Below are 23,258 nucleotides of genomic sequence, written 5' to 3' on the forward strand. Positions count from 1 at the left end.
TGCCGGCGCCCTGGCCAGCGACCTCGGCCAACAACTCTCCCTCGCCCTGGACTCCACCAGCACCGACGGCCTGGACCTCACCTCCAAAGAAGCCGGCAGCACCACCGCACCCAAACTCGTCCTCACCCTGAGCTAGGCCAGGGTGAGGCGGCCCGGCTGCAGGTAACCGCAATTTCCACATTCTTACCCCCGGGCAGCCACAAGCCCCCTGTTTTATCGGACCGCGGCATCCTGCCCCGTACTAGCTTTGCAACACGCCAGAGCGGCACAGAGACACAGGAAACCCGCCGGAAAAGGGGCAATCATGGCAGAAGAAAAGGTCTTTCGAATCGACCCGGCCGCACCAGGCCCTTCCGTCGCACCTGCCCATTCAGCACGTCAACCTGCAGGAGGGATCGGATCCTTGAGTAATCAGGATATTAGCGGCAGCGACGTACCAGCCGCCGGGATGGGACTGAGGGACTACGCCCGCGTCGCGAGGACGTACTGGAAGCACATTGCGGTCGTGACCCTGATCGTCACCCTGCTGGCCACGGCGTGGAGCACGTTCCGCCCCCGCATCTATGCCGCCGAAGCCAGCGCAGTTGTTATTGCGGTGGGAACCGACAACGTCAGCAGCCTGCTGGCCGGCGACACCCTGGCCAAAGCAAGGGCAAAGAACTACAAGTCATTGGCTGAATCCCGGCTCGTGGCGGACAACGTACGCCTGTCCACCGGGCTAAGCATGTCCAGTGATGCCCTGCTGGGCGCCATCTCCGTGTCCGTGCCCCGCGACACTGCTGAAATCCGGATCACGGCAGAGTCGCCGGATCCCACCATTGCCCAGAAGGTTGCGGACGCCTGGATCGTCGAGCTGAGCAAGCAGGTCCAGGAAAGGGAGAAAGCCGCCACTGCCGCTTCGGGCGAGGCCCTCGAGGCAGTCACGCCGCCGCTCTCCCTTGTACCGCTGGATCCAGCAGCCCTGCCAACCACACCCGTCTCGCCCGGCGTCGCTATGACAGCTGTGTACGGGGCAGCATTGGGCCTCCTCCTGGCCTACGCTTCCGCACTCCTTCGCGACCGCCTGGACCGCCGCCTGCATTCCGCGGCTGAAGTGGAACATCTCTTCTCCGTACCGGTCATCGGCGCCCTCCCGGTCGACCTCCGGCTGACGGGCGAGAACAAGGTCCTGGGAGGCGTCCCAGCCGCTCCCACGCCCGGTTCACGGGCACAGAGCCCTGCCTTCGCCGAGGCGCTCCGCGAACTCCGCACCAACCTGACGTTCCTTGACGTCGACAACCCGCCCCGGATCATCGTCGTCACGAGCTCGGTGAGCGGGGAAGGCAAATCAACTATTGCAGCCAACCTGGCCTCCGCGATGTCGGCCGGAGGGGAACAGGTCATCGTTGTCGACGGCGACCTGCGGCACCCCAGCATGGCCAAGATCTTCGACGTAATTCCAGGAATTGGCATTACCGACGTCCTCACCGGAAAAGCAGAGGTAGATGACGTGCTCCAGCAACGGAGCGATCTGCCCAACCTGTCGATTTTGGGCTCCGGCCGGATCCCGCCCAATCCCACAGAGCTCCTCGGCTCGCATGCCATGAAGCAGCTGATCGAATCCCTGTCCGAAAAGGGCATCGTGATCATTGACGCCCCGCCGCTGCTGCCAGTGACTGATGCCGTGCTCCTTGCCAGGATCGCGGACGGCGCCATTGTGGTTGTCAGGGCTGGCCGGACAACCAAGGACCAGCTGACAAAGTCGCTGGGGAACATCCGGAAGGTGCATGGAGCCGTTCTTGGAACCCTTCTGAACTGCGTGCCGGCAAAGGAGTTTGACGGCTACTCGTACTACTCCTCGGATCCTGAATCTGCGGACAGCGATCCGTCCGGGGACGACGCGGACGACTCACCCGTAGTGATTGAGCCCGAAAGCCCCCCTGCATTCCGTGGTTCCAGCAGGGAACAGACTTCGCGGAGCGTCACTTCCTACTAGGCACCATCCACCGCCTGCAGCTGCCACGTGCGCCCTATCCGAGCCAACCCGGTCACGCGCGCACGGGCCGACACACTCATCTAGGAGAACCCATGTCCAAGTCTGTCGTCGTCATCGGGACACGCGGCTACCCAAGTTACTATGGCGGCTTTGAGACTGCAGTCCGGCGCCTGGCACCATTCCTCGCCGATGCCGGCTGGGACGTCAACGTCTACTGCCGGGCAGGCCAAACCAAGGACGACGACGAGGCACGCGACCCCCGCATCCGAACCACCAGGACAGTGGGGCTTGAGAGCAAGTCGCTGAGCACCCTCTCCTTCGGGCTGTCTTCGGTCCTCCACGCCCTGTGGCACAAGCCCCAGGTGGCACTCGTCATGAACGTTGCCAACGGCTTTTTCCTGCCGCTGCTGAAGCTTCGCGGGATACCAACCGTGGTGAACGTGGACGGAATCGAGTGGGAACGCGCCAAGTGGAACCGCTTCGCCAAGTTCGTCTTCCGGCTGGGCGCCCGGCTGACGGCCCGTTACGGCACCATCCTGATCAGCGACTCCCTGGAGATCCAGCGCCGCTGGAAGCGGGACTTCGGGCGCAAGAGCGTCTTCATTCCTTACGGCGCCAACCTCGCCAGCCCCAGCGAGGTTGTTCCTGGCCTCGAACCGGAATCCTATGTGCTCATGGTGGCCCGGTTTGTTCCCGAGAACACGGTGTCTGAGTTTTTCCAGGCAGCTGAACGCCTGGCGGAGCAACATCCTGTGGTGATCGTGGGATCCAGCGGATATGGCGGGCCGCTGGATGAGGCCGCCCAGCGGCTGGGTGAACATCCCAACGTCCAGTGGCTCGGCCACGTCAGTGATGACAAGAAGCTCCTCTCACTCTGGCATCATGCCGGAGCGTATTTCCACGGCCACAGCGTAGGCGGGACCAATCCAGCCCTGGTCCAGGCGATGGCCTGCGGAGCACCGGTCGTTGCCCGGCAGACGCCATACAACGCCGAGGTCCTGCGGGCGGATGAGCACCTGGTGGCACCGGATCCGCTTGCCATCGAGAGCGCATTGCGGCGCATGCTGACTGACCACGATCTGCGGGCGAAGGCCCGGGCAGCAAACCAGGCCCGCGCAGCCACCCATTATGACTGGGACGATGTGTGCCGGAGATATGAACTGACACTCCAGGAAGCGGTCCTGGGGGAGAAGGCGGCCAAGATCGGCAGCGAGGTGCGTCAATGACCTTTGGATTACGCCCGAGCGCACCTGAATCAGCCGGACAAATATGCAGCGGAACCCCCCGAATACTGGTCTTGAATCCCCTGGGAGTGGCCTTAAGCCATTACACCGAGGCACTTTTGCATCAATTAGCCGATGCCGGAATAGAAACAGAATTGTTTTCCATTACCGAACCTTCCCAGTCCGGTAAAAGCCGTTTTCAGTGGCTCGGCGCATATACCGCAATGCTTTATGCTGCGGGACGGCGGACACGAAAAAGGAATTCACCTGAAAGGGTGCTCCTCACGTGGCCGGTTCTGGGGTTCCTGGACCTCCTGATGATGAAAGTCCTTTGCGGCGACTCAGGGGTTGTTATTTACCACGATCCACAACCGCTCGTCCGGTCCGTGGGCAGCAGCCCCCTGGTGGCGGGCCTCGTTCGACGGGTGAAGAAGCGGCCCGGAACGGTGGTACACAGCGATGAAGCTGCCCAGGCCATGGACGCCGTCGGACTCACCGGGGGCCTGGCGCAGGTGCCCCATCCAATGCTTCCCCCGGCCGGAGCAGCCAAGGACGCCGCCTTTGGCGGGCAGTCCGGGAAAAGGCCACGGGTTCGCGTGCTGGGCCAGTACAAGGCCGACCGGGACATTGACCTCCTGAAATCACTGGCCGGCAGGCTTGGCCCGAAATGCGACCTCGACATAGTGGGCCGTGGCTGGCCTCCCGTCGAGGGTTGGCATGTCGATGCCCGCTTCGTCCCGGAGGACGAGCTGGAGGAACTGATCGTCTCCAGCGACACCATAGTCATCCCGTATAAACGCTTCTACCAAAGCGGCATAGCCATGCGCGCTCTTGAACACGGCGTTCCGATTGTCGGTCGCGTCGGGACGAGCCTTGAGAAACTGTACGGACCGCAATCACGGCTCCTGGTCGCGGCGGACCACGTGGTGCCCGGCCAGGAGGTCGAGGCGTGGGCAGCCGCCATCGAGTATGCAATGGGCCAAGGAAGAACCGAAACGGTCCTCGCGGCCAAACTCTTTCATGAGGAGGCGTCCGAGAGCTGGCGCGCCTTCGGCCGCCGCATGCTGGCCGAAGGATTTGCCAGGGGCTGACCCGGCCTTCCTGCAGGAGAATACCCGCATGACGAAGTTCCTGATCTCGTTCCCCAGTGACGCCATGGTGGTCCCCGCCGAGGACTTCGAGGCGGTGGTCGAAGCCGCGCACGCCGTCATCGGCGAGGCCAAGGCGGCGGGCGTGTACGTCTTCGGCGGCGGGATCGATGAGAACGTGGCACCCATGCGCGTGGCCGGTGACGGCACCGTCACAGAGGGCACGTACCCAGGCCATGCAGTACCCGACGGCGGCTACACGGTCCTCGAGCTGCCCTCCAGGGAAGTGGCCTTTGAATGGGCTGCCAAGATCGCCGTCGCCTGCCGCTGCCCCCAGGAGGTCCGGCATTTCCAGTACGACCCCGAGAGCTGACGGAGGCTCCCCTGCACTGCGGGGCCGCCGACGCTGGTGCAGCGGTATGCCGCGCTCCAGCCTCGGAGCCTTACCGCCGCGACGTCGACCGCTGCCGGGACACGAAGCGCGGACCCATGACCGCAGGCACGGACCTCACTTGCGGCCTCAGGGGTACCGTCATGGCCACCACCGATCCCACGGTCAACCAGAGGACGGGGGTGGATGCCATGGAGGAGGCGGACTCCGAAGAAGCGACAGTAAGCAGGAAGCCCACGGCCAGCCACACAGGCAGGCTCTGCGTCCGCGGAACCCGGCGGAGGAGCTTTCCGAGGTGGATCAGAAGCAGGAGGGCGGCAGCAATCATGGGCCAGCCGATCCACGCGAAATACAGCCCCAGCAGGCTCTCACTGCCCACACCAGTGGATGCGCCTTCAAGCGCGGCCTGGTAGCCGGTTGTGCCGAAGCCCAGGCCTGCCGGCGACTGCAGGCCAAGCATGAAACCGGACAACAGGCCATCCGAATGGCTGGCGGTGTTGCCCTGTTCAATGAAGGTGCTGAACAAGTACCCCCCAAGGCCGAGGCCTACAAGAATGCCCGCGTACTTCCCCACCTTGGTCCAGATGAAGTAGATCACGGTGACCACAAGGAAAATCAATATGCCTGCCCGGGCATATGCAAAGAACAGGGTGGCGCCGATGGCAGCAAGCATTGCAAGCCGCGCGAAACTCCTGAGCCTTGCGACGGCAGCAAAGGCACCGAGCCCAAGCAGGAAGCCCATGACGGGAGGGTTCATGAAGGGACCGCCAGGACGGAAGGTGAGGTCACCGTTGGACACTCCGTCCGCGAAGTAAGCCGGCGGCAAACCCATGCGCATACTGCGGGGGTTCCCGCCCACAACGTTGACGTGGTACCAGGACGGGTCAAGGAGGGGCGCCTGCATGACTTCCTCAGCCAGGGCCCAAGCCACGGTCAACCCGGCTAACAGCAGCAGGTAGGCGCTGATCTTCCGCCATTTGATGTCGTCCCGGTAGACGAAACCGGCGAACACCAGGCCAAGCGGCATGAGTACCTGTCGCGCCTGGGCAATGCCGATGTCCGCATCCGGTGATCGGATGAATCCGATACCCACCAGGATGACCAGCAGCAGCATCATCCCAAGCGCCTTGTGCAGGCGCTTGTCCTGGGAGCTGAAGGCCCTGATAACGGCGGCTGCAACAAGAACCGCCGCAGGCACGTCATCCAGGTACTGGAAGGCATCAGACCTGGTGAGGGTGATGAGCGGCGCCTGCGACCAGCCGGCCGCAATGACCAGCAGGATCAGTACATGGTAGGAGCGCCCAAGGATCAGTACCAGACTGATCACGGCGGAAGCGGTAACAACGAAAGGCAGTAGCACGAGTTGGTCGTCCCTCTCGAGATTGCTGCAACGCCTCCAGAATCGCTGCAATGCAGGGTCAAGCCCCGGAATCATCCGGACAGGTTTCAATACCCGCAGTATCGCAAGCATCGCGTGTGACGGAATCCGTCGTTCCTCACGCTAGGCCGACCAGCATCTCCCAACAAGTGCCAGGCCGCGAGTATGTGGATACCCACAACCGGCTGTGCGTCATGAACCTCCCCCGATGACCGCCTCTCTCCAGCAGGCCAGGTACGGCGCGGCAGCCAACGCGACAGTCCGCCCGGTCTGCAGCGCCGTTATCTGGCGGTCGAGGCGTTCCAGCTCGGTCGAATCGGTGATGGTCCTGTGGGCAGCCTCTGCCAGTTCCCGGACGGAGGCGGGAACCACGATCAGCCCGCCGGCCTTGGATGCTTCCCCCAGCGTTCCGGAGTCGAATCCGATCACGGGGGTGCGGTAGGCGAAGGCCCTTGAGGCCACTCCGGAGGCAGGCAGGATATTGCCGTAAAAGCGGCTCGTCTTGTCATAGGGCAGGAGGATGGCCCTCACGGATTCAAAGAAGGCGTCCTCCTGCCGCCCCTCGACCGCTCCCAGGATGGTGACTCCGGGGATCGGTGGCAGCTGTTCGGTTCCCCTGCCGGCCACGCGGATTTCGACGTCCGGCGGGAGTTCGCGACGAAGCTCGACCAGCCTGTCGAAGCCTTTGCCTTTGGAGGCGTGGCCGTAGAGTCCTACCGCCAGAGGACGCTGGGAAGCAGGCTTCAGGGCAGGCCTGGGCGGCACGAAGTGCCAGGTGCTGAGCACCCGGCAAGCGGGAAAAGTTTGCCGAAGCGCTGCCGCGCCGGCTTCACTGAGCGCAAACAGGGTGGTGTCCCGCAACAGCCACCGTTCCAGCCGGGCACTGACAGGGCGCAGCGGGAGATGGATGCCGTGGTGCAGCAGCTTGCTCCGGGCCACCCACTTGAAGCGGAAAGGCCACCACGCGGCCAGCGGGGGGTCATGCACGGTGGCCGTTGTGGCGACGTCCCGCGAGCGGCCTGCCAGAAGCCAAAAGGGACCCAGCGACGCCGCTGACAACTCGAAGTGAACCACCACCCGGCCGGCGGCGAGTGATTCCTTCACGGCCACGGAGAGCCTGCGCCGGTCACGGAACACGTCAAGGAGCCGTACGTTGCCCGGTCCCGCAGTCCTGATTTCGCGGAATGCCGAAAAGTTGGGCACAGCCGCGGCGATGAACTCTTCCGCATAGTCGCCGACTCCACCCGAACTTATACGGGGTGCCACCAGAATGAGTGTGGCGGGAATTGGAGAAGCATTAGATACAGGCACTGCGTCTGAATTAGCCACGTTACTCCGCTTTTGCACCAAAGGGACGAAAAACTATTCGGCATGGACCTTGGAAATTATCACTAAGGATGCGTCCGGCCTTCACTACAGTATGCACCAGCACCCAGGGGACAAACCGGAAAATTGAGCAAACAATTCGTTTTCCCCCTTCCGTCCACCCGGATCGCCGGAAGACCGGTCTCCCGATGCCCGGAAACAATATTTAGCTCAATAACTGCTCAATTACGGTGAATTCCTCCCACCGGTCCGCACCCAGACAGTAAACTTCTGCAAAGAGGCCACAGGAAGGCTCCAACCCATGACGAACGTTGCTGGTGGACTTGCCCGTGTCGGTTTCCGGGGCGCGGTGTGGCAGGGGCTTGCCCTGGTGGGCGGGAAGGCGATCGTCCTCATAACGACGATCGTGCTGGCACGCCTCCTGTCGCCTGAACAGTATGGCCTCGTGGCCGCGGCACTGGTCCTCATGGCCTACGTCGAGACCGTTGCCGATGCCGGCGTCGCTCAGGCCCTGGTCTATCTGCCTGCCTCCGGCGTCGCGGCCCGCTCGGCGCTGCTGGTTTCAGTGGTTCTTGGTTCATCCCTGGCCCTCCTGACGTTCTTCTCGGCGCCATGGATCGCCGGGCTTTTCCAGCTGCCGGACGTGGGCCCCCTGGTACAGGTGCTGTCCATCGCAGTCCTGGCAACGTCGCTGGGTGCGGTTCCAGAAGCCCTGCTGCGACGCGACCTTCTGTTCAGGCGGCTGGCGGTTGCCCCGATTGTCCGGGCGCTCGTCACGGGAGTACTGAGCCTGGTCCTCGCCTTCGCAGGGTACGGTGCCTTCTCGCTCGCGGCGGGCACCGCGGCAGGGGCGGTTGCGTACGCAGCCACGTGCTGGTGGCTTGTCCGCAAGGGCGCTCCCTGGCAGATCTGGCGCGTGGCCAAAGACGCCCTCCGGGCAAACCTCAAATTCGGCGTTCCCGTGGCAGGCAGCAATCTCCTGGCACGGCTGATCTTCGACATCGACTATGTGATCATCGGCGTGATCCTTGGCGCCCAGGCCCTTGGTTATTACACGCTGGCCTTCAGGCTGCCCGAAGCCCTGATCATCAACGTCTTCTTTGTGCTCTCCACGGTCCTGTTCCCGCTTTACACCCAGGTGCAGCACCAGCCGGAACGGCTGCGGGACGGCTACCTGAAGGGTGTCCGTGTGCAGTCCCTGTACGGCATGACGGCGGGGGTGGGCCTGGCGGTACTGGCGCCGATTCTCGTCCCCCTGGTCTTTGGCGGCCAATGGTCCGAGTCGGTCATTCCGCTTGTCTTCCTGGCCCTGTATGCGGCAGCACGCTCCCTGGGAGCGGGCGCGAACGACGTCTACAAGGCCATCGGCCGGCCCGGCATTTCGATCACGTTCTCACTCATTCGGTTGGCAGTGCTGGTGCCGGTCCTGCTGGTGGCTGCCCAATGGGGGATCATCGCCGTTGCGTGCGCCCAGATGGCTACAGCACTTCTTTTCGCCATCGGAATGCAGACGGTGGCTGCCAAAGTGATCCACATCGGACCAAAAGCAATGCTGCGCGCTGTTTTGCCGGCCTTCGCCTGCAGCATTGCCGTGGCGGCGGCCGGAACCATCATGTTCCTGCAACCCTACTTGGGGGCTCCACTGACAGCGGCTCTGGTATTTGTGACTGCCATAGCCGCCGTGTACGGCGTCCTCCGGTGGGGATTCCCAACCCTGCACCATGAGCTGCTGCACCTCGTTCGCCGCCGGCAGGACGCCCCGGCTGAATAGGAGGGCTCGGGCAATCGTCCCCGCGCAGGCGGGGATGCGGCCCGGGCCGGCGTGTCCGGGCAGGCCGGTGTCGACGATCACCTGCCGCCGGCATCACCACGGCGGAGACGGCGGCAGGCGGGCAGGTACCTAGAGCCGGGGCGTCAGATGTCGCTGCCGGTGTCGACGAGCGGCAAAGCGCGACGGCGGGTCCCGGCCAGGAAGGCAGCCTGACCCGCCAGGTCCTGCTTGGACCGGAGGTGCCCTTCCGACCCACGTCCCTTACAAAGCAGGTCCCTTACAAAGCAGGTCCCTACAAGGGGGATGCCTCCCTTGTAGGGACAGCAGGCACGGCGTCCGGCTCCTGTTGCGCCGCAAGGTCCGAGCCGATGACCAGGCCGAGAATGATGAAGTAGGGTGCCGCAGAGTTGGGACTGAGCGCTACTTCATTAAAGGCGGCATTCAAGAGGAACCCGCCCAGGAGGCCTGCCGCCAACGTCCTATCGCGGAGGTCTTTGATTCGTAGGACGTGTTTGGACAGCTGGACAAAAAACACCAGGTACACGGCAAGTCCGACTATTCCGAGTTGACCGATGACCATGCCCAGTCCGCTCTCCGTCACAGCAGACGTGGACTCGGACCCTTCCGAAAAAAGACCAGCGAGGACTCCGGAACTGCCCAGTCCACGCCCGAGTGGATGATGCGGGAACTCCACAAAGGCAGCGGTGAACCCGTCAATGTGTGCCGCAGTACTGCCCGTTGAACTGGAAACAGTAAACAAATAGAAGTTGTAGGCCCCGGCAGCCAGCAGCAACAGCGCAATGATGTGGCTGGTTCTGGATGCGTAGAAGCGGGTCCAGAATGCCAGGAACACGATCAGGCCAAGGAGTGCACCCTTGCTGACGGCCAAAACCATCGCCGCCACCGTTGCGATCTGGCAGAGCAGCCCGCGGAGATACCAAGCCGCCATGAACACGGCGAAGAGGAAGGTTCCGAAATTAACCGGGTCCGCGAAGGGGCCCGCCATGCGCCTGAGGAACTCGCCCGGAACCACCTGCTCCGAAGCAAAGAAGTTCTTGGGCAGGCCGGAGTCCTGCTGGACAGAAATTCCCTTCTTCTCCCACAGGTCCCGGAGGTTGAGTGTCTGCCAGAAATCAGGGGTGTTCGCTTCAATGAAGCCGAAGACAATCGCCACGAAGCCCAGCATCACCAGGTAGCGGAGGTATACGGCATGCTTGGCCCAGGCGCTGGCATGCAGGCCGATAAGGAGGAACAGGAAAGGAGCCACGATGTTCCTTGAGGAGGCGGCTGCTGCTGCCAGGTCATGTTGGAACAACACAACGGTTGCAGCACCGTAGAGAACAAGGATGGCCAGGCAGGTTGTCACTGCCTTGATCAGCTTCCGAAGGGCCTTCCCTTCCGGAGCCGGCTTTTTTGCCGAGATCAAAACCAGATACAGGGCAACCGAGAAGAGGAAATTCAGGATGATGGCAAACTGGAGCCGTCCGCTGTCCATGGCATCGGCGACAGTGGTCAGATAGACGTTCTGCGTCGCTGACATGATCGTCGGGATGATGAGGAAGAACGAAATTTCGGCCTTTCGCTCAGCCAGCCGGTGAATCAATTGCGCGGTGACAGAAAAAAAGACCACTGCCGCCACTGCGGCAAGAATGGCGATGGAGCCGAGGCTGGCGGCGACGGTGATGAGTACCAGCCCGCCGCCGAACAGCAGGAAGGGGACGATGTCGACCCTGGGCGAGAACTCGGAGGCCGTTTTCTTGGTGTACATCTTCTCCCCATACTGTCGAGCGTGCAGCCAATCAGCGGCTGATCGTACCTAGGCAGGAACCGCTGCCCAGTCGGTGACCGCATGGCGCCAGAGCCAGAAGTCGCGGTCAGCTGTCACTGCGGCCTGGACATGGCCGGTATCCCCTTCATGTACGGCCTGGCCTGCCAGGCGGTAAGTCATGGTGGCTGCTGAACGAGCCCATGTTGCGATGACCAGGTAGGGAAGCAGTTCCGGTTCCACACTTCGCAGCCGCAGGTGTTGCGCCAGGGGTTTCAAGGCCCATCCACCGGGACTGAAGGCATTCTCGAAGGCCCGGAGCTGGAGCCGGCGGGAGGACAACGCATCTTCCTGGGACTGGCCGATGTACTGCAGGTAGAAAATCAGGTCATGGGCGGGCAGGCCATCAAGGCGCGAGCGTTCCCAGTCCACCACCTGGAGCCGGCCGTTGGGCTGCAGGAAGAGATTCTGGTAGCTGAGGTCTCCGTGTTCCACAACTGCCGGAAGCTGCTCCGCGCGCATTGGCGCCAGCACCTCGTGGGTGCGCTCGATCAGCCGGGCCACTTCCGTGTCAGCCGGCAGCAAGGATGCGAGTTCGTCCAAGGGGCCGGCGATGGTCCGCTGGTACCAGTCGGCGTTTTCCCGTACCGGCCTGGTGCAGGGCAGCGCAGCGACGAAGTTCAGGCCTGCGTCCAAGGCTCGGGGAAAGTCCTGCACAACGAGGTGGGGCTCCAGCAGGCTGCCCACCACGGCAGTCTCAATGAGCACCGTCTGCCCCCCGACGTCCAGTACTCCCACAACCTCCGGCGCACCCTCTTCGGAGCCGACTCCCAACGACTTGAGCTGGAGCAGGACATCGGCTTCCTTGCGCACGCTTTCGTTGTCTCCGGGCTGGCGGGGGATCTTGACCACGAGCCGGGGAACCTGGGCGTCTGTGGAAAAAATGAGGGCCACCACGTGCCGCGACGTGACAAACTGCGGCGTCAGCAGAAGTGTGTCCCATTGGCCGGTGAGTCCGAACTTCCTAAGCTCGAGCGTCCGGTAGTTATCGCGGAGGATCTGGTCAATGTATTTCACGGCAACTCCTGCCGCCCGGGCTCCGGCGCCCGTCGGCCCACCACGGTTCCTTCTGCGGCGGCCACGTTGAACAGGCCCAGGTTCAACGCAAGCCTCCCGATCGCAGCCTTGGCTTTTCCAAAGCGTACGCCCGAATAATGCGCGAGGGTATCCTGGACCGCGGTCCTCGATGCCGTGGGGACAAAGCGTGCCGGCCGTTCGAGTGTCGGCACATGCCAGTAGACCGCCACGTCATCGAAGCCTGACCTCTCCAGCGCCCGCTTCCAGCCTGCGAGGGTGTGCGGGCCCGGACGGGTACCCAATGAGCGCCTGACCTGCAGGCAGATCCAGCCGCCCGGCCGGAGTGACGCGGCAGCGCTGGCAAACAGGGGCGCGTCCGGTTCGGAGAGCAGGGCGACGTCGAAGTCGTTCGCCGGGGCGGGCGCGGGAGATGCCTGGATACGGCGGGCGGACGGGTCCAGCAGGCTGATCGCCGCCACCGCGTCGTTGCTCAGCCCGCCCCCATAGCCGAGCTTCTCCGGTTGGCTTACGGGAAGCAGGAAGCGCCAATCAAGCAGCGTCCACAGATGCAGGGGTAGCGATTCCGTGCCGGCGTGCCCGTCCACTCCTTTGGGCGCCGCGACCTTCCACAAGAGCCCGCTGGCCTTTGCGCGGACCTGGGACTCTGACTGGCTGGCGTCCAGGACGTGCGCTGAGGGAATTTCCTCGGCCAGCTCCAGATAGGCCTTTCGCCATTCCTCCAGTTTCTGGGGAGTATGTTCACCCTTCCTGGCAAACATGACCTCGCCGGGGACGTCAAGGACCAGGACGAGGTCAGGGTGTGGCTGGAACCGGAGGGCCAGCGCGTCCGTCAACGCAGCCAGGCGGCTGTCCGCCTTCGAGCCGGGGAGCAGGACATCGAAGGCGAGGCGGTCCATCAGCACCACCCTGCCCCGGAGGGAGTAGTACCGGGCGGCAAGTCCGGCGCGCAAGATGCGGAATACCTTCCTGACCAGGAACCCGCCGCGGATCTTTTGGAGCCACCTGTCCACGGGACTGCTGGACCACAGTCCCATGTAGACGTAGGCAGAAGGCAGGGGACAGCTGGAACGGAGGCCGTGGAGCAGGGTGGTCTTGCCTGCCCCGTCGGGGGCCAGCACTCCTGCCACGGGCCCGCGGCCCTTGAGCCTGGGGCCCACCCGCCGCAGCGCCCTGTTGCCAGAGCTCGTAAGCCACGGCGGAACCCTGGTGCCGGTCCATCGGCTTTTCAGGCCAGCCGCGGCGGCAGGGACGTCCTCGAAATTTTCGGACCGCAGCAGGTTGAGCAGCTTTCCCGCTGTTCCGGTCCCGAATTTCCGGTCCAGGAACAGGGCGATGGGGTTTTCGACAGTCGCCACGGCAGCTGCGGACCGGGCCGCCGGGGCTTTGGCGGGAGTAATTTCACCCTTGTCGAGCACCAAATGCAGGATGTGGAGCCAGGCCTGGTCCTGGATTTCCGGCAGCCACAACGGCCCCAGGGCCACGCGCCGCCGAAGGCAGCCAGCGGCCAGGGCGGTCCCGAGCTCCTGGAACTTCCCAAAACTGATGTCCGAGACCACGTCCAGTTTGATCCAGAGATCCTCTTCGGCGAGGTAGCGGAAGTAGAAGCGGTGGCTCCCGTGGCCCAGCGCTGCCACGCGCCGGAACCCTGCACTGGCAAGATGGCGGTCCAGGCCGGGCACCAGCTCAGCGGAAACAAGCAGGTCAACATCGCCCGCCGGCCGCACCAGGTCGTCCTCGCCCCTCAGCAGAGCCCATGGCAGCCCGGAGTTGTCGAGTTCCCGGAACACCGTAATCAGCGCCGAATTAACCTTTAGAATGACGCCTGCATTATTGCCGTGTGGATATTTGCTGGCAAATTCCGACTCAGAATAGGAAACCGGAAGTTGGGGGGAATTCGACAATTCGCTCACCACTTCTTGATAGTTTGGAATCTAGGTGCCCCGCCCCCTGCACGCCGGCAGGGCACCGCTGATCCGATGGCAGTCCCGAGAGCCTACCCCCTACCTAATGGGGTGGCACGAGTAGTGGGTACTCACATTTTTGGGCCCGTGCCCCCTGAACTACGTAGGTAAAGGGCATGTTGCTGCCGCCTGCAGCGGGAATAGGTAGCAGGCCCGCTGTCGTCGACATTAGGTAGGGGAGGTAGTGGACTGCGGGCCATTAGGTAGGTAGGGCATCCGCTCCCCTCTTGAGGAAAAGGAGGGGTGATCTTGAGCAAATACTAAGTGAACGATATATGGCGCTTTGCACAAATTCAGGGCTATATTCGCTTAACGGCTGGGAACCGTGCTGGAGGTGCAAACCGACAGCCTGCCTACCAATGGTTATATCCATAACCGGATGGCGGCATGCAGTATCCGAACAACTACTAACGAAAGAATGTGGTCTCCTTCTTCGAGGATTGGGGACCCATGTCATTGTTAGGGCGAAACAAGGAGTTGGACAGGCTTCTTTCGGTGATCCGCGGCCCCAAGGACACGGCCCTGGCGGTGATCGGCGGCCACGGGGTTGGAAAGTCGGCCTTGCTTTCGGAGATCCCCACGCTTTCGGACTACAAGACCGTCTTCCTCGGAGCAAGCGCGTTCGAATCCGACTGGCCTTTGTCCGGTGTCACGGCCCTCCTCAACGCCATGGATGATCCCGTACTCAACAGAATCGCTGATGAGCTCCTGCGCGATACTGCCGGATCCCTAGACGTGCCGGCCATTTCCTCAATGCTCCTCAACGGCCTGCACCAGCGTGCATCCTCCCGGACCGTCATCGTCATCGACGACGCAGACCAGCTGGATCCCGGCAGCCAGGCTGTTATTGGCTTCCTGGCCCGCCGCTTGTCCGGCACGGACATTGCCATGTTCGTCTGCCTGCGCGACGAAGCACCTGACAGCCCTTTCAGCGGGCTGGCCGTGCTGCACCTCCAGGCGCTGAGCTACAGCGATACCGTGAGGATGCTTGAAGCAATCCCCGCACGGCACACCACGACGGCGGCCGCCCACGCGGTTGCCGCAGCAACCCGCGGAAACCCCCTTGCCGCCGTCGAACTTTATGCCCGGTTGCTGGAACGGCATGCGGAGGGAAAGTTCGCCCTCCCGGTTCCCCTGCCCGGCAACGGCAGTTTCGAGGCTGAATTCGCCCTGGTGGTGGGCGGACTGACCGCGCCCGCACGGAACGTACTGGATCTCCTGTCCCTCTCGTGCCGAAGCGACATCACCACGCTGGAAAAGATCAGCAAGGACGTGTGGACCGGCGTGGACGAACTGCTGGCCTGCGGAATCGTGCACCGCACCGGCCCGCACCTTGCAATCCGGGACCAGCTGCTTCGCGGGTACGTCTTTGGCGCCATGACGCCGGCGGTCCGCACGGCCAACCACCGGGCATTGGCGGACGCGTGCCAGGACACTGACCCGTACGCCCGCAGGTGGCATCTGAGCTTCACGGCGCTGGAACGGCAGACCCCGTTCGGTTTGCTCCGCCACGCCGTCGACCTGATCCGGGGCGGGGAGCTGTCCTTCGCCGTGGAGTATGTTGAGCGCGCCCTGACCATCAACCCCTGGGAGGCGGAAACGGCGGCACGCCTGGCGGCGATCGCTGAACTCCTCTTCAACCGGGGTGAGTTCGTTTACGCCCGGCGCTACCTGGAGTGGGCACAGCGGGTGACCCGGAATCCGGCCCTGATCCTGCGGCTTACAGGGCTCTCCTTCGAAATCGACTTCATCCAGGGGGGAGCAGTCCGGTCCAGCATGGTGCTGCGCCTGGTGAAGGAATTCGGCCAGCACGATCCTGCCTTTGCCGCCAATCTCCTCGCCGTCGCCGCTGTGTACTACGCGGAACGCTGGGAATTCCAGGACGCGTGCGAGCTTCTCCAGTACGCCGGAAATTTCCAGGAAGCCGCATCAGCCGAATGCCTTGAACTCACGGAACGTGCCAGGCTGCTGACCGAGTCCACCGGCGGCGACGGAGTCCAGCCCGGACGCAAGTACACCCTTGAGGGCTGCTCCGTGGCAGGCCTGCTGATCCAGGGCCGCGCCTTCAGCTACGCGGAGCGCTATGACCAGGCGCAGGAGCTCTTTGCCATGGTGCGGACCTCTACACGGGACGCCCACGTGAACTGGCGGGAAACGGCCTTGTTCCTGGCTGTGGACAACGAGATCAGGGCAGGAAACGTCCGGACGGCGAGCAAGCTGATGGACGACCTTGAACTTTTTGAACCTGAGTTCAAGTACCACCGCGGCCTCCGGCACGTTTTCCGGGTCTGGCGCGCCCACGCACTGGGGGATGAGACCCTCGCCCAAAGTTACGCGGCTGAGGCGCAACGGTTCGCCGGCGCCGAAAGCCACCCGGCCATCACCGCCCAGCTTGCCGCGTGGCAGGGCCACTTCGCACTGCTTCGGGGTGACCTGGCGGAATCCCTCGCCCAGCTCTCACGCGCGGCCGAGATTGGCACGGGCTTCACCAATCCCACTTTGCTCCGGTGCGATGCGGACCTCGTGGAGGTACTGGTCCGGCTGGGACGCCACCGGGAAGCCACCCAGGCACTCCTCAGCCTGGAGAGCCGTTCCGTCGGGCTGCGCTCACCGTGGCTGATGATGGCGGTTGCCCGGAGCCGGGCCATCCTTGCGGACGGCGAGCAGTCGTTGCAGCTGTTCGGCCAGGCCCTGGACAGCAGGAACTCGCGGGATTCGCTGCTTGAACGGGCACGGACCATGCTGTGTTATGCAGAACGGCTGAAGGCGCTCGGCCGCTTGCGGGATGCCCGCGACGGCCTTCTGCGGGCCAAGGTCATGTTCGACGAGGTTGGCGCCAACGCGTGGATCCAGCACGTGGATGCGCTCCTGCTGGACGAACGGGTGGAAGCACCAGGCCCCCAGGGAAACCCGGCCATGCTGCTGCTCGCCGACCACGAACGCGTGCTGGCAAGAATGGTCGCCCGGGGCATGCGCAACAAGGAGATCGCCTCCACCCTCTTCGTTTCCGTGAGGACCGTCGAGGTGAGGCTGACCGCCATCTACCGCAAACTCGGGGTTGAGTCACGCGCCCAGCTGACGGCCCTGGCTGCCAGCAAGGAAAAGGCAGCTCCGGAGCCGTACATCCTGCCGGTCCTCTAGTGCCGGCTGCAGCTGCTGCAGCTACCCGCATTATCCACAATATTCCTTCGCGGGACCCACAAAGGGCCCGCGCAAACCCTCCGCACATGGCTTTCCGTGACTAATTTTGCTTCACGGCAAGAGCACAAGCGGACAAACCGGAAGGGGTCACCATGGCAGAAGCACCCGTCACCGGACAGCGGCGTCCCACGTTTTACGGGTCCAAACGCTCAGCGCTCACCGGCAGCCTGGCAGGCGAGCGGCCTGCCATGGCGGGCGACGGTCCTGCCCAGGGAGTATCCCCCGGCTACCGCCCGGCAGTCAGCTTCGTCCCCCGTGAGCTGGGCCGTAAGGCGTCCTCCGCGGACTGGATCTCAGTCCACATCAACCTGTTGCGTGTCACGGACTCGCTGCTGATCGCCGGGGCAGTCGCTCTCGGCTACCACCTTGCCAGTCCCGGGCTTTTGAGCAGGACATCAACGGCGGCCGGAATCGCGGCCAGCGTTGCGCTGGCACTGATCTGGATTGCTGCACTGGAGATTTACAGGACACGCGATCCCAAAGTCCTGGGCGTGGGTGCAGACGAGTACAAACGGGTCATATCTGCCACCTTCCGGCTCTTTGGATTAATTGCCATCGCTTCCGTCGTCTTCTCGATCCAGAGCGGTGCCACCATGTTCGCCGTTGCCCTGCCGGTGGGCACCGTGTCCCTGACGGCGAACCGCTGGCTTTTCCGGCGCCGGCTGGCGACTGAGAAAGCCAAGGGACGGCACCTGTCACGGGCCATCGTTGTCGGCGAACCCGAGGACGTCCGCTACGTGGTCCAGCAGATCGAGAAGAAGTCCGGCCCCGTCTACAAGATCCTCGGTGTGTGCCTTCCTGGTTCGCGCCGGGGGGCCAGGCTGCGCGTGGGCGAGCAGCTGGTGCCCGTCCTTTCTTCCACGGATGACATTTCCCGGACGGCACGCCTCGCGCAGGCCGATGCCGTGATTGTTGCCGGGCCCCTCCCGGGCGGAAACAAGTTCATCCGGGAACTGGGGTGGAGGCTGGAGGAGTGCTCTGCCGAGATGGTGCTGGCAGCGACCCTCACGAACGTCGCGGGGCCCCGTATCCACTGGCGCCCCGTGGAGGGGCTTCCACTGATGCACGTGGACATTCCCCAGTATTCCGGCGGCAAGCACGTCCTCAAGCGGGTCATGGACGTTGTCCTTGCCGGTGCCGCCATCACCGCACTTTCGCCGCTGTTGTTGCTGCTTGCCGTCATCGTCCGGCTGGACAGCCCGGGCCCCGTCCTGTTCCGCCAGGACCGCATCGGCAAGGGCGGCCAAACCTTCGGCATGTACAAGTTCCGGTCCATGGTGGTGGATGCCGAGGAGCGCCAGGCCGTGCTGCACGAGACCAACGAAGGCGCCGGGGTCCTGTTCAAGATGCGCAATGACCCCCGGGTGACGCGGTGCGGGCGGTGGATGCGCAAGTACTCCCTGGACGAACTCCCGCAGCTTTGGAACGTCGTCCTGGGCGACATGAGCATGGTGGGCCCGCGCCCTCCCCTTGCACGCGAAGTCAGCGGATACGAGCAGCACACCCACCGGCGCCTCCTCATCAAGCCCGGCCTCACCGGTCTCTGGCAGATCAACGGGCGCTCGGACCTGTCCTGGGACGAGGCCGTGCGCCTGGACCTCTACTACGTCGAAAACTGGTCAATCCCGGGTGACCTGCTGATCTTGTGGCGGACTTTCCGTGCCGTCATCCAGCCTTCCGGCGCCTACTGACGGCGCCTACTGACGGCGCCTACTGACAAAGAGGATGAGAATGGAAGCTTTCGCTAAGGACTTCAGCCACGGCAGGGACCGCGTGAACGCAGACAGGCTGCGTATCGCGGTGGTGGGCGCAGGTTCCCGGGGAGCGGGCATGGCCGAAACCCTCCAGGCCAGCCCGGACTGGGACCTGGCAGCCATCTGCGACGTGGACTCCCGCCGGGCCGGCACAGTCTCCGAAAAGCTTGGCGGCGCGCCCTGGTTTGAAGCCATCGATGAACTGCTGGACAGTGTGGAAGTGGATGCGGTGGCAATCGCCACCCCCCTCCGCGCCCTGTTCGGTACCGGAATGACCGCGCTGCGGGCAGGCAAGCACGTCCTGGTGGAACAGCCCTTGGCGGACAGCCTGGAGCGCGGGCAGGAGATGGCTGCCGAGGCGGACGCCAGGGGCGTTGTGCTGATGGCAAACAAGGCCCAGTGTTTCGAACCCGCCGTGCAAAAGATGCAGAAGCTGGTGGGCAGTGGATCCCTGGGCGATATCCTCTTCGTCGAAGCAGTGCGGACCGAAAGCAACCTGGCCCGGACTGACCGGGACGTCTTCTGGGACCTGGCCCCGGACAGCCTTGCCCTCCTTGACTATGTGTTCGCCGGGCGGCTCAACCCGCAGGGAGTTTCGGCACTTGGGGGTGATCCGCTGGGAACCGGCCGCGACTGTGTTGGACACGTGATTTTCCGGCTTCCAAACGACGCCACGGTGCACCTGCACGTCAACAACCTGAGCCGCGTGAAAAGCCATCAGCTGGTCATTGCAGGTTCCCAGCTTGTCCTGGTGTGGGATACCACCCTTCCGCAGGAGCAACTGGCCATCTTCGACTCCGATTCATCCACGCAGCAGCGGCGCCGCTCCCCGTATTGGACGGAGCCGGGCGCACTTCAGGTGCCGGGCGAAGATGGACAGGTGCCCGCCTTCGGGCAGGAGGCGCGGGACCGCGTGGCTGCCGAGTTTGCGCGTCGGGTCCGCGGCCACCAGAGGGCCCCCTCCACCAATACGTCCGGCCTGCGGGTTCTCGGCATGCTGGAGGCGGTTAGCCGCAGCAGGGGCCTCGAAGGTCAGGCGTCAAGTATCCACGTGCCAGGGCCTGAAGATTACCAGCAGCAGGCTGCCGGCTCCTGGCTTGAAAGTGTCCTGTGGTCAAGGTGACACGAGCTGCCGTTCTTCATTCCGCTCCTCCTAGGAAAGATGGTGCCTCGTGGCCACCGAATCAGCTGTTGCACGCATCGAAGTAATGAAGCCCTGGCTGGGGCAGGAGGAAGCCCATGCACTTGCGGAGGTGGTCTTCTCCGGATGCGTCACGCAGGGCCCGAAAGTCAAGGAGTTCGAGGTCGACTTCGCAGCCGCACAGGGTGCCCGGTTCGCAGTAGCCACGTCGAGTTGCACCACCGCCCTGCATCTGGCCCTCGTGGTGGCGGGAATCGGACCAGGGGACGACGTCGTTGTGCCGTCACTGTCCTATATAGCCACGGCCAACGCCGTGACCTACGTCGGCGCACGCCCCGTCTTCTGCGATGTGGATCCTGCCACCGGCAACGTGACCGCGGAGACCATCCATGCCGCGCTGACCCTGGATACCCGGGCGGTGATCGTGGTGGACCAGGGCGGAGTGCCCGTGGACGTGGACCCCATCCGCGAGCTCTGCGACCGCCACGAAATCACGGTCATCGAAGACGCTGCCTGCGCGGTGGGCTCGCAGTACAAAGGAAAGCCGGTGGGAGCCGGCGCCCACATCACCGTCTGGTCCTTCCATCCCAACCACATCCTCACCACCGGGGAAGGTGGCATGCTCACCACCCGGCGGGCGGACTGGGCGGCCCGCGCCCGGGCCCTGCGCGAACATTCAAGCAGCCTGGCGGCCCTCAACCGGGAAGAACTGTTCCTGTCGCCCCGCGAGATCTGCCTCGAAGTCGGTTTCGACTACCGCATGACCGACCTTCAGGCCGCCGTCGGAATCATCCAATTGCGGCGGCTTCCGGAAATGGTGGAACGGCGCCGGAAGATCGCAGGCACGTACGTCGACGCCCTCAAAAGCCTCAAAGGCCTCAGGATCGTGTCCGATCCTCCATACGGCACCACGAACTATCAATCCCTGTGGCTGGAAGTCCTCCCTGGATTCCCCATGACCCGCGAGGCCCTGCTGGAAAGGCTGGCCGACGCCGGCATCACCGCACGGCGCGGGGCGTACGCCGCACACCGCCAGCCGGCATACCGCTGGCGCGACAACGGCAACGCCAGGCTGCAGTCCACGGAGCGGCTGAGCGACCGCACCCTGGTCCTCCCTGTGTTCCACGAGATCGACTCATCAAGCATCAACCGCGTCATCAACGCCATCCGGAACGCAGCGCACCCGGTGGGCACGTGAGTGAGCTGATCCTCATTTCAGTGAGCGGCCTTGCCCGCGAAGTGCTGGCGATGGTGCGCAGCAGTGGCCAGTACGACGTCGTTGGCCTGCTGGACGATGACAAGGAGATGGCCGGTGTCACCGTGGACGGGGCGCCTGTCCTGGGGAGCATCGATGATGCCGCCAACTACACCCATGCGTTCCTGCTGGTGTGCCTGGCATCCGGGAAGGCACGGGAAGCCGTGGTGGACCGCCTCACGTCCCTGGGAATCCATGAATCGCGGTATGCAACTGCGGTGGATCCCTCAGTCCAGTACCCCGAAGGCTGCCGGATTGGGCGGGGAAGCATCCTGTTGCGCAATGTCACCCTGACAGCCGCCGTCACCCTGGGCTCACACGTGGTGGCAATGCCCTCGGTAACCTTCACCCACGACGACGACGTGGCGGACTTTGCGACGTTCGGCGCGGGCGTGTCATTGGGCGGCGGAGTCCGGGTAGGGAAGGCTGCCTACCTCGGCATGAATTCCAGCGTCCGCGACAGGACGTCGGTGGGCGACTATGCCACGGTGGGCATGGGCGCCGCCGTGCTCAGTAACGTCCCGGCCGGAGAAACGTGGGTTGGAGTCCCCGCCCACGAAATCGACCAGCACCTGTTCACTTTCGGGAAGGAACCGTCCCGCTAGACCGCCGTCCGGAAGAACTGCGCGGTCACCGCGGCCAGGCGCCAGGGATCCTTTACGCCGCACAGCTCCCGCGCGGAATGCATGGACAGCAGGGGAACGCCCACGTCCACCGTCCGGATTCCCAGGCGGGTGGCGGTCAACGGACCGATGGTGGAACCGCACGGAATCGCGTTGTTGGACACGAACTCCTGGTAGGGCACACCGGCATCGGCGCACAGCCGGGCCCACAGCGCTGCACCGGAGGCGTCGGTGGCGTAGCGCTGGTTTGCATTGATTTTCAGGAGCGGTCCGCCGTTCAGCACCGGATGGTTGGCGGGGTCGTGCCGTTCCGCGTAGTTGGGGTGCACAGCGTGGCCGGCGTCCGCGGACACACAGAAGGACGCCGCCAGAGCCTGCCGCCGCTGGCTCACCGTGGCGCCCAGGCCGTCGGAGATCCGAACCAGGACATCCTCGAGGATAGGCCCGCAGGCGCCCGAGCGGGAGTTGGAGCCGATCTCCTCATGGTCGAACGCCGCCAGGACGGCGATCGGGCTGCCGGTACCGGGCGCCGACGCGTGCGCGGTCAGCGCCGCCAGCCCCGCATGGGTTGAGGAGAGGTTGTCGAGGCGCCCGGAGGCGAAGAACTCACTGTTGCCCCCGAAAACCGATGGGGCCTGCGTGTCCGCCATGACGACGTCGTACCCGCCAATGTGGGCGGGGTCCACGGAAGCGCCGGAAACGTGGGAAGCCAGCACGGCCAGCAGGTCGGCATCCGCGGGATTGCCGAGCCCCCACACCGGATTCATGTGCCGCTGCTTGTCCAGGGTGAGGCCGTCGTTGACAGTACGGTCCAGATGGATAGCCAACTGCGGGAACCGGAGCATCGGCCCGGTGGCAGTCAGGTGCTCGGTGCCGTCCAGCATGACCAGGCGGCCGGCCAGCTGCAGTTCCCGGTCAAGCCAGGAGTTCAACAGCGGTCCGCCGTACACCTCCACGCCAGCCTGCAGCCAGCCGTGGGCACCCGTGGTCGGCTTTGGCTTGAGCTTGAAGGTGGGCGAATCCGTATGTGCGCCCAGGATGTTGAAGCCGGTGGCGGGCCCTGCCCCTTCGGGAACAACCCAGGCGATCAGCGCGCCGTCCCGGATGATGAAGTACTGTCCGGGCCCGCCCTCCCAGGGCTGCAGTTCGTCCAGGCGCACAAAGCCCGCTTCCTCCAGACGCCGCCCCGCTTCGTGCACGGCGTGGAAGCTCGACGGCGACGCGCTGACATAGGCGCCAAGGTCCTGGATATGGTCTGCGGCGGAGGCAAGGGAAGGCATGGTCTCGAGTCTAGACGGCGTTGCGCCG

General features: G+C 64.1%; 16 protein-coding genes. 10 read left to right on the forward strand and 6 right to left on the reverse strand.

The annotated features are described in order from the left end of the window. Nucleotides 1-403: 403 nt before the first annotated feature. The 4 genes from HTS88_RS11485 (at nt 404) to HTS88_RS11500 (ending at nt 4,659) form a co-directional block, all read left to right on the forward strand. Nucleotides 404-1,975 carry a tyrosine-protein kinase domain-containing protein gene (locus HTS88_RS11485; RefSeq protein ID WP_174178460.1) on the forward strand — a complete coding sequence of 524 codons (1,572 nt, stop codon included), beginning with the start codon at nt 404-406 and terminating at the stop codon, nt 1,973-1,975. Nucleotides 1,976-2,067: 92 nt separating this feature from the next. Beyond that, nucleotides 2,068-3,201 carry a glycosyltransferase gene (locus HTS88_RS11490; protein WP_174178462.1) on the forward strand — a complete coding sequence of 378 codons (1,134 nt, stop codon included), beginning with the start codon at nt 2,068-2,070 and terminating at the stop codon, nt 3,199-3,201. A 272-nt stretch (nt 3,202-3,473) separates the two neighbouring features. Next, nucleotides 3,474-4,289, forward strand: coding sequence for a glycosyltransferase (locus HTS88_RS11495; RefSeq protein WP_174178464.1), 816 nt, complete (start codon nt 3,474-3,476; stop codon nt 4,287-4,289). Between the two features lie 28 nt (nt 4,290-4,317). Next, nucleotides 4,318-4,659 carry a YciI family protein gene (locus HTS88_RS11500; RefSeq protein WP_174178466.1) on the forward strand — a complete coding sequence of 114 codons (342 nt, stop codon included), beginning with the start codon at nt 4,318-4,320 and terminating at the stop codon, nt 4,657-4,659. A 70-nt stretch (nt 4,660-4,729) separates the two neighbouring features. Here HTS88_RS11500 and HTS88_RS11505 read toward each other — a convergent pair whose 3' ends face one another. Next, nucleotides 4,730-6,004: a hypothetical protein gene (locus HTS88_RS11505; protein WP_174178468.1), complete on the reverse strand. Its 1,275-nt coding sequence runs from the start codon at nt 6,002-6,004 to the stop codon at nt 4,730-4,732. 243 nt (nt 6,005-6,247) lie between these two features. Next, nucleotides 6,248-7,321 (reverse strand): glycosyltransferase family 4 protein, encoded by a 1,074-nt coding sequence (locus tag HTS88_RS11510; protein ID WP_174178470.1) that lies wholly within the window; start codon nt 7,319-7,321, stop codon nt 6,248-6,250. 361 nt (nt 7,322-7,682) lie between these two features. Here HTS88_RS11510 and HTS88_RS11515 point away from each other — a divergent pair, with 361 nt between their 5' ends. Beyond that, on the forward strand, nt 7,683-9,152 hold the full coding sequence (locus HTS88_RS11515) for a lipopolysaccharide biosynthesis protein (RefSeq protein WP_174178472.1): 1,470 nt from the start codon (nt 7,683-7,685) through the stop codon (nt 9,150-9,152). A 292-nt stretch (nt 9,153-9,444) separates the two neighbouring features. On the opposite strand, the gene HTS88_RS11520 is transcribed toward HTS88_RS11515, so the two are convergent. Genes HTS88_RS11520 through HTS88_RS11530 form a run of 3 tightly spaced genes read right to left on the reverse strand, consistent with a single transcriptional unit; the run spans nt 9,445 to nt 13,802 of the window. Beyond that, nucleotides 9,445-10,920, reverse strand: a complete 1,476-nt coding sequence (locus HTS88_RS11520; RefSeq protein ID WP_174178474.1) for an O-antigen ligase family protein — start codon at nt 10,918-10,920, stop codon at nt 9,445-9,447. A gap of 48 nt (nt 10,921-10,968) precedes the next feature. After that, the gene (locus HTS88_RS11525; RefSeq protein WP_174178476.1) at nt 10,969-11,994 is read right to left on the reverse strand and encodes a phosphotransferase; all 1,026 of its coding nucleotides are present in this window, start codon (nt 11,992-11,994) and stop codon (nt 10,969-10,971) included. After that, a complete protein-coding gene (locus HTS88_RS11530; protein ID WP_174178478.1) occupies nt 11,991-13,802 on the reverse strand; it encodes a nucleoside/nucleotide kinase family protein in 1,812 nt (603 codons plus the stop codon). The genes HTS88_RS11525 and HTS88_RS11530 overlap by 4 nt, the downstream gene beginning before the upstream one ends. A 624-nt stretch (nt 13,803-14,426) precedes the next feature. On the opposite strand from HTS88_RS11530, the gene HTS88_RS11535 reads away from it, so the two are divergent. The 5 genes from HTS88_RS11535 (at nt 14,427) to HTS88_RS11555 (ending at nt 21,932) form a co-directional block, all read left to right on the forward strand. Continuing rightward, a complete protein-coding gene (locus tag HTS88_RS11535) occupies nt 14,427-17,117 on the forward strand; it encodes a LuxR family transcriptional regulator (RefSeq protein ID WP_174178480.1) in 2,691 nt (896 codons plus the stop codon). Between the two features lie 248 nt (nt 17,118-17,365). Continuing rightward, nucleotides 17,366-18,868, forward strand: a complete 1,503-nt coding sequence (locus HTS88_RS11540; RefSeq protein ID WP_174178603.1) for a sugar transferase — start codon at nt 17,366-17,368, stop codon at nt 18,866-18,868. Between the two features lie 40 nt (nt 18,869-18,908). Continuing rightward, nucleotides 18,909-20,054, forward strand: coding sequence for a Gfo/Idh/MocA family protein (locus tag HTS88_RS11545; RefSeq protein WP_174178482.1), 1,146 nt, complete (start codon nt 18,909-18,911; stop codon nt 20,052-20,054). Nucleotides 20,055-20,139: 85 nt separating this feature from the next. After that, nucleotides 20,140-21,270, forward strand: coding sequence for a DegT/DnrJ/EryC1/StrS family aminotransferase (locus HTS88_RS11550; RefSeq protein ID WP_174178606.1), 1,131 nt, complete (start codon nt 20,140-20,142; stop codon nt 21,268-21,270). Then, entirely contained in the window at nt 21,267-21,932 is a 666-nt protein-coding gene (locus HTS88_RS11555) for a NeuD/PglB/VioB family sugar acetyltransferase (protein WP_174178484.1), read from the forward strand. The genes HTS88_RS11550 and HTS88_RS11555 overlap by 4 nt, the downstream gene beginning before the upstream one ends. On the opposite strand, the gene HTS88_RS11560 is transcribed toward HTS88_RS11555, so the two are convergent. Then, entirely contained in the window at nt 21,929-23,230 is a 1,302-nt protein-coding gene (locus HTS88_RS11560) for a M18 family aminopeptidase (protein WP_174178486.1), read from the reverse strand. The two genes, HTS88_RS11555 and HTS88_RS11560, sit on opposite strands and share 4 nt — an antisense overlap. Nucleotides 23,231-23,258 lie beyond the last annotated feature (28 nt).

The sequence above is a fragment of the Pseudarthrobacter oxydans genome, assembly GCF_013314975.1.
Lineage (GTDB): Bacteria > Actinomycetota > Actinomycetes > Actinomycetales > Micrococcaceae > Arthrobacter > Arthrobacter oxydans.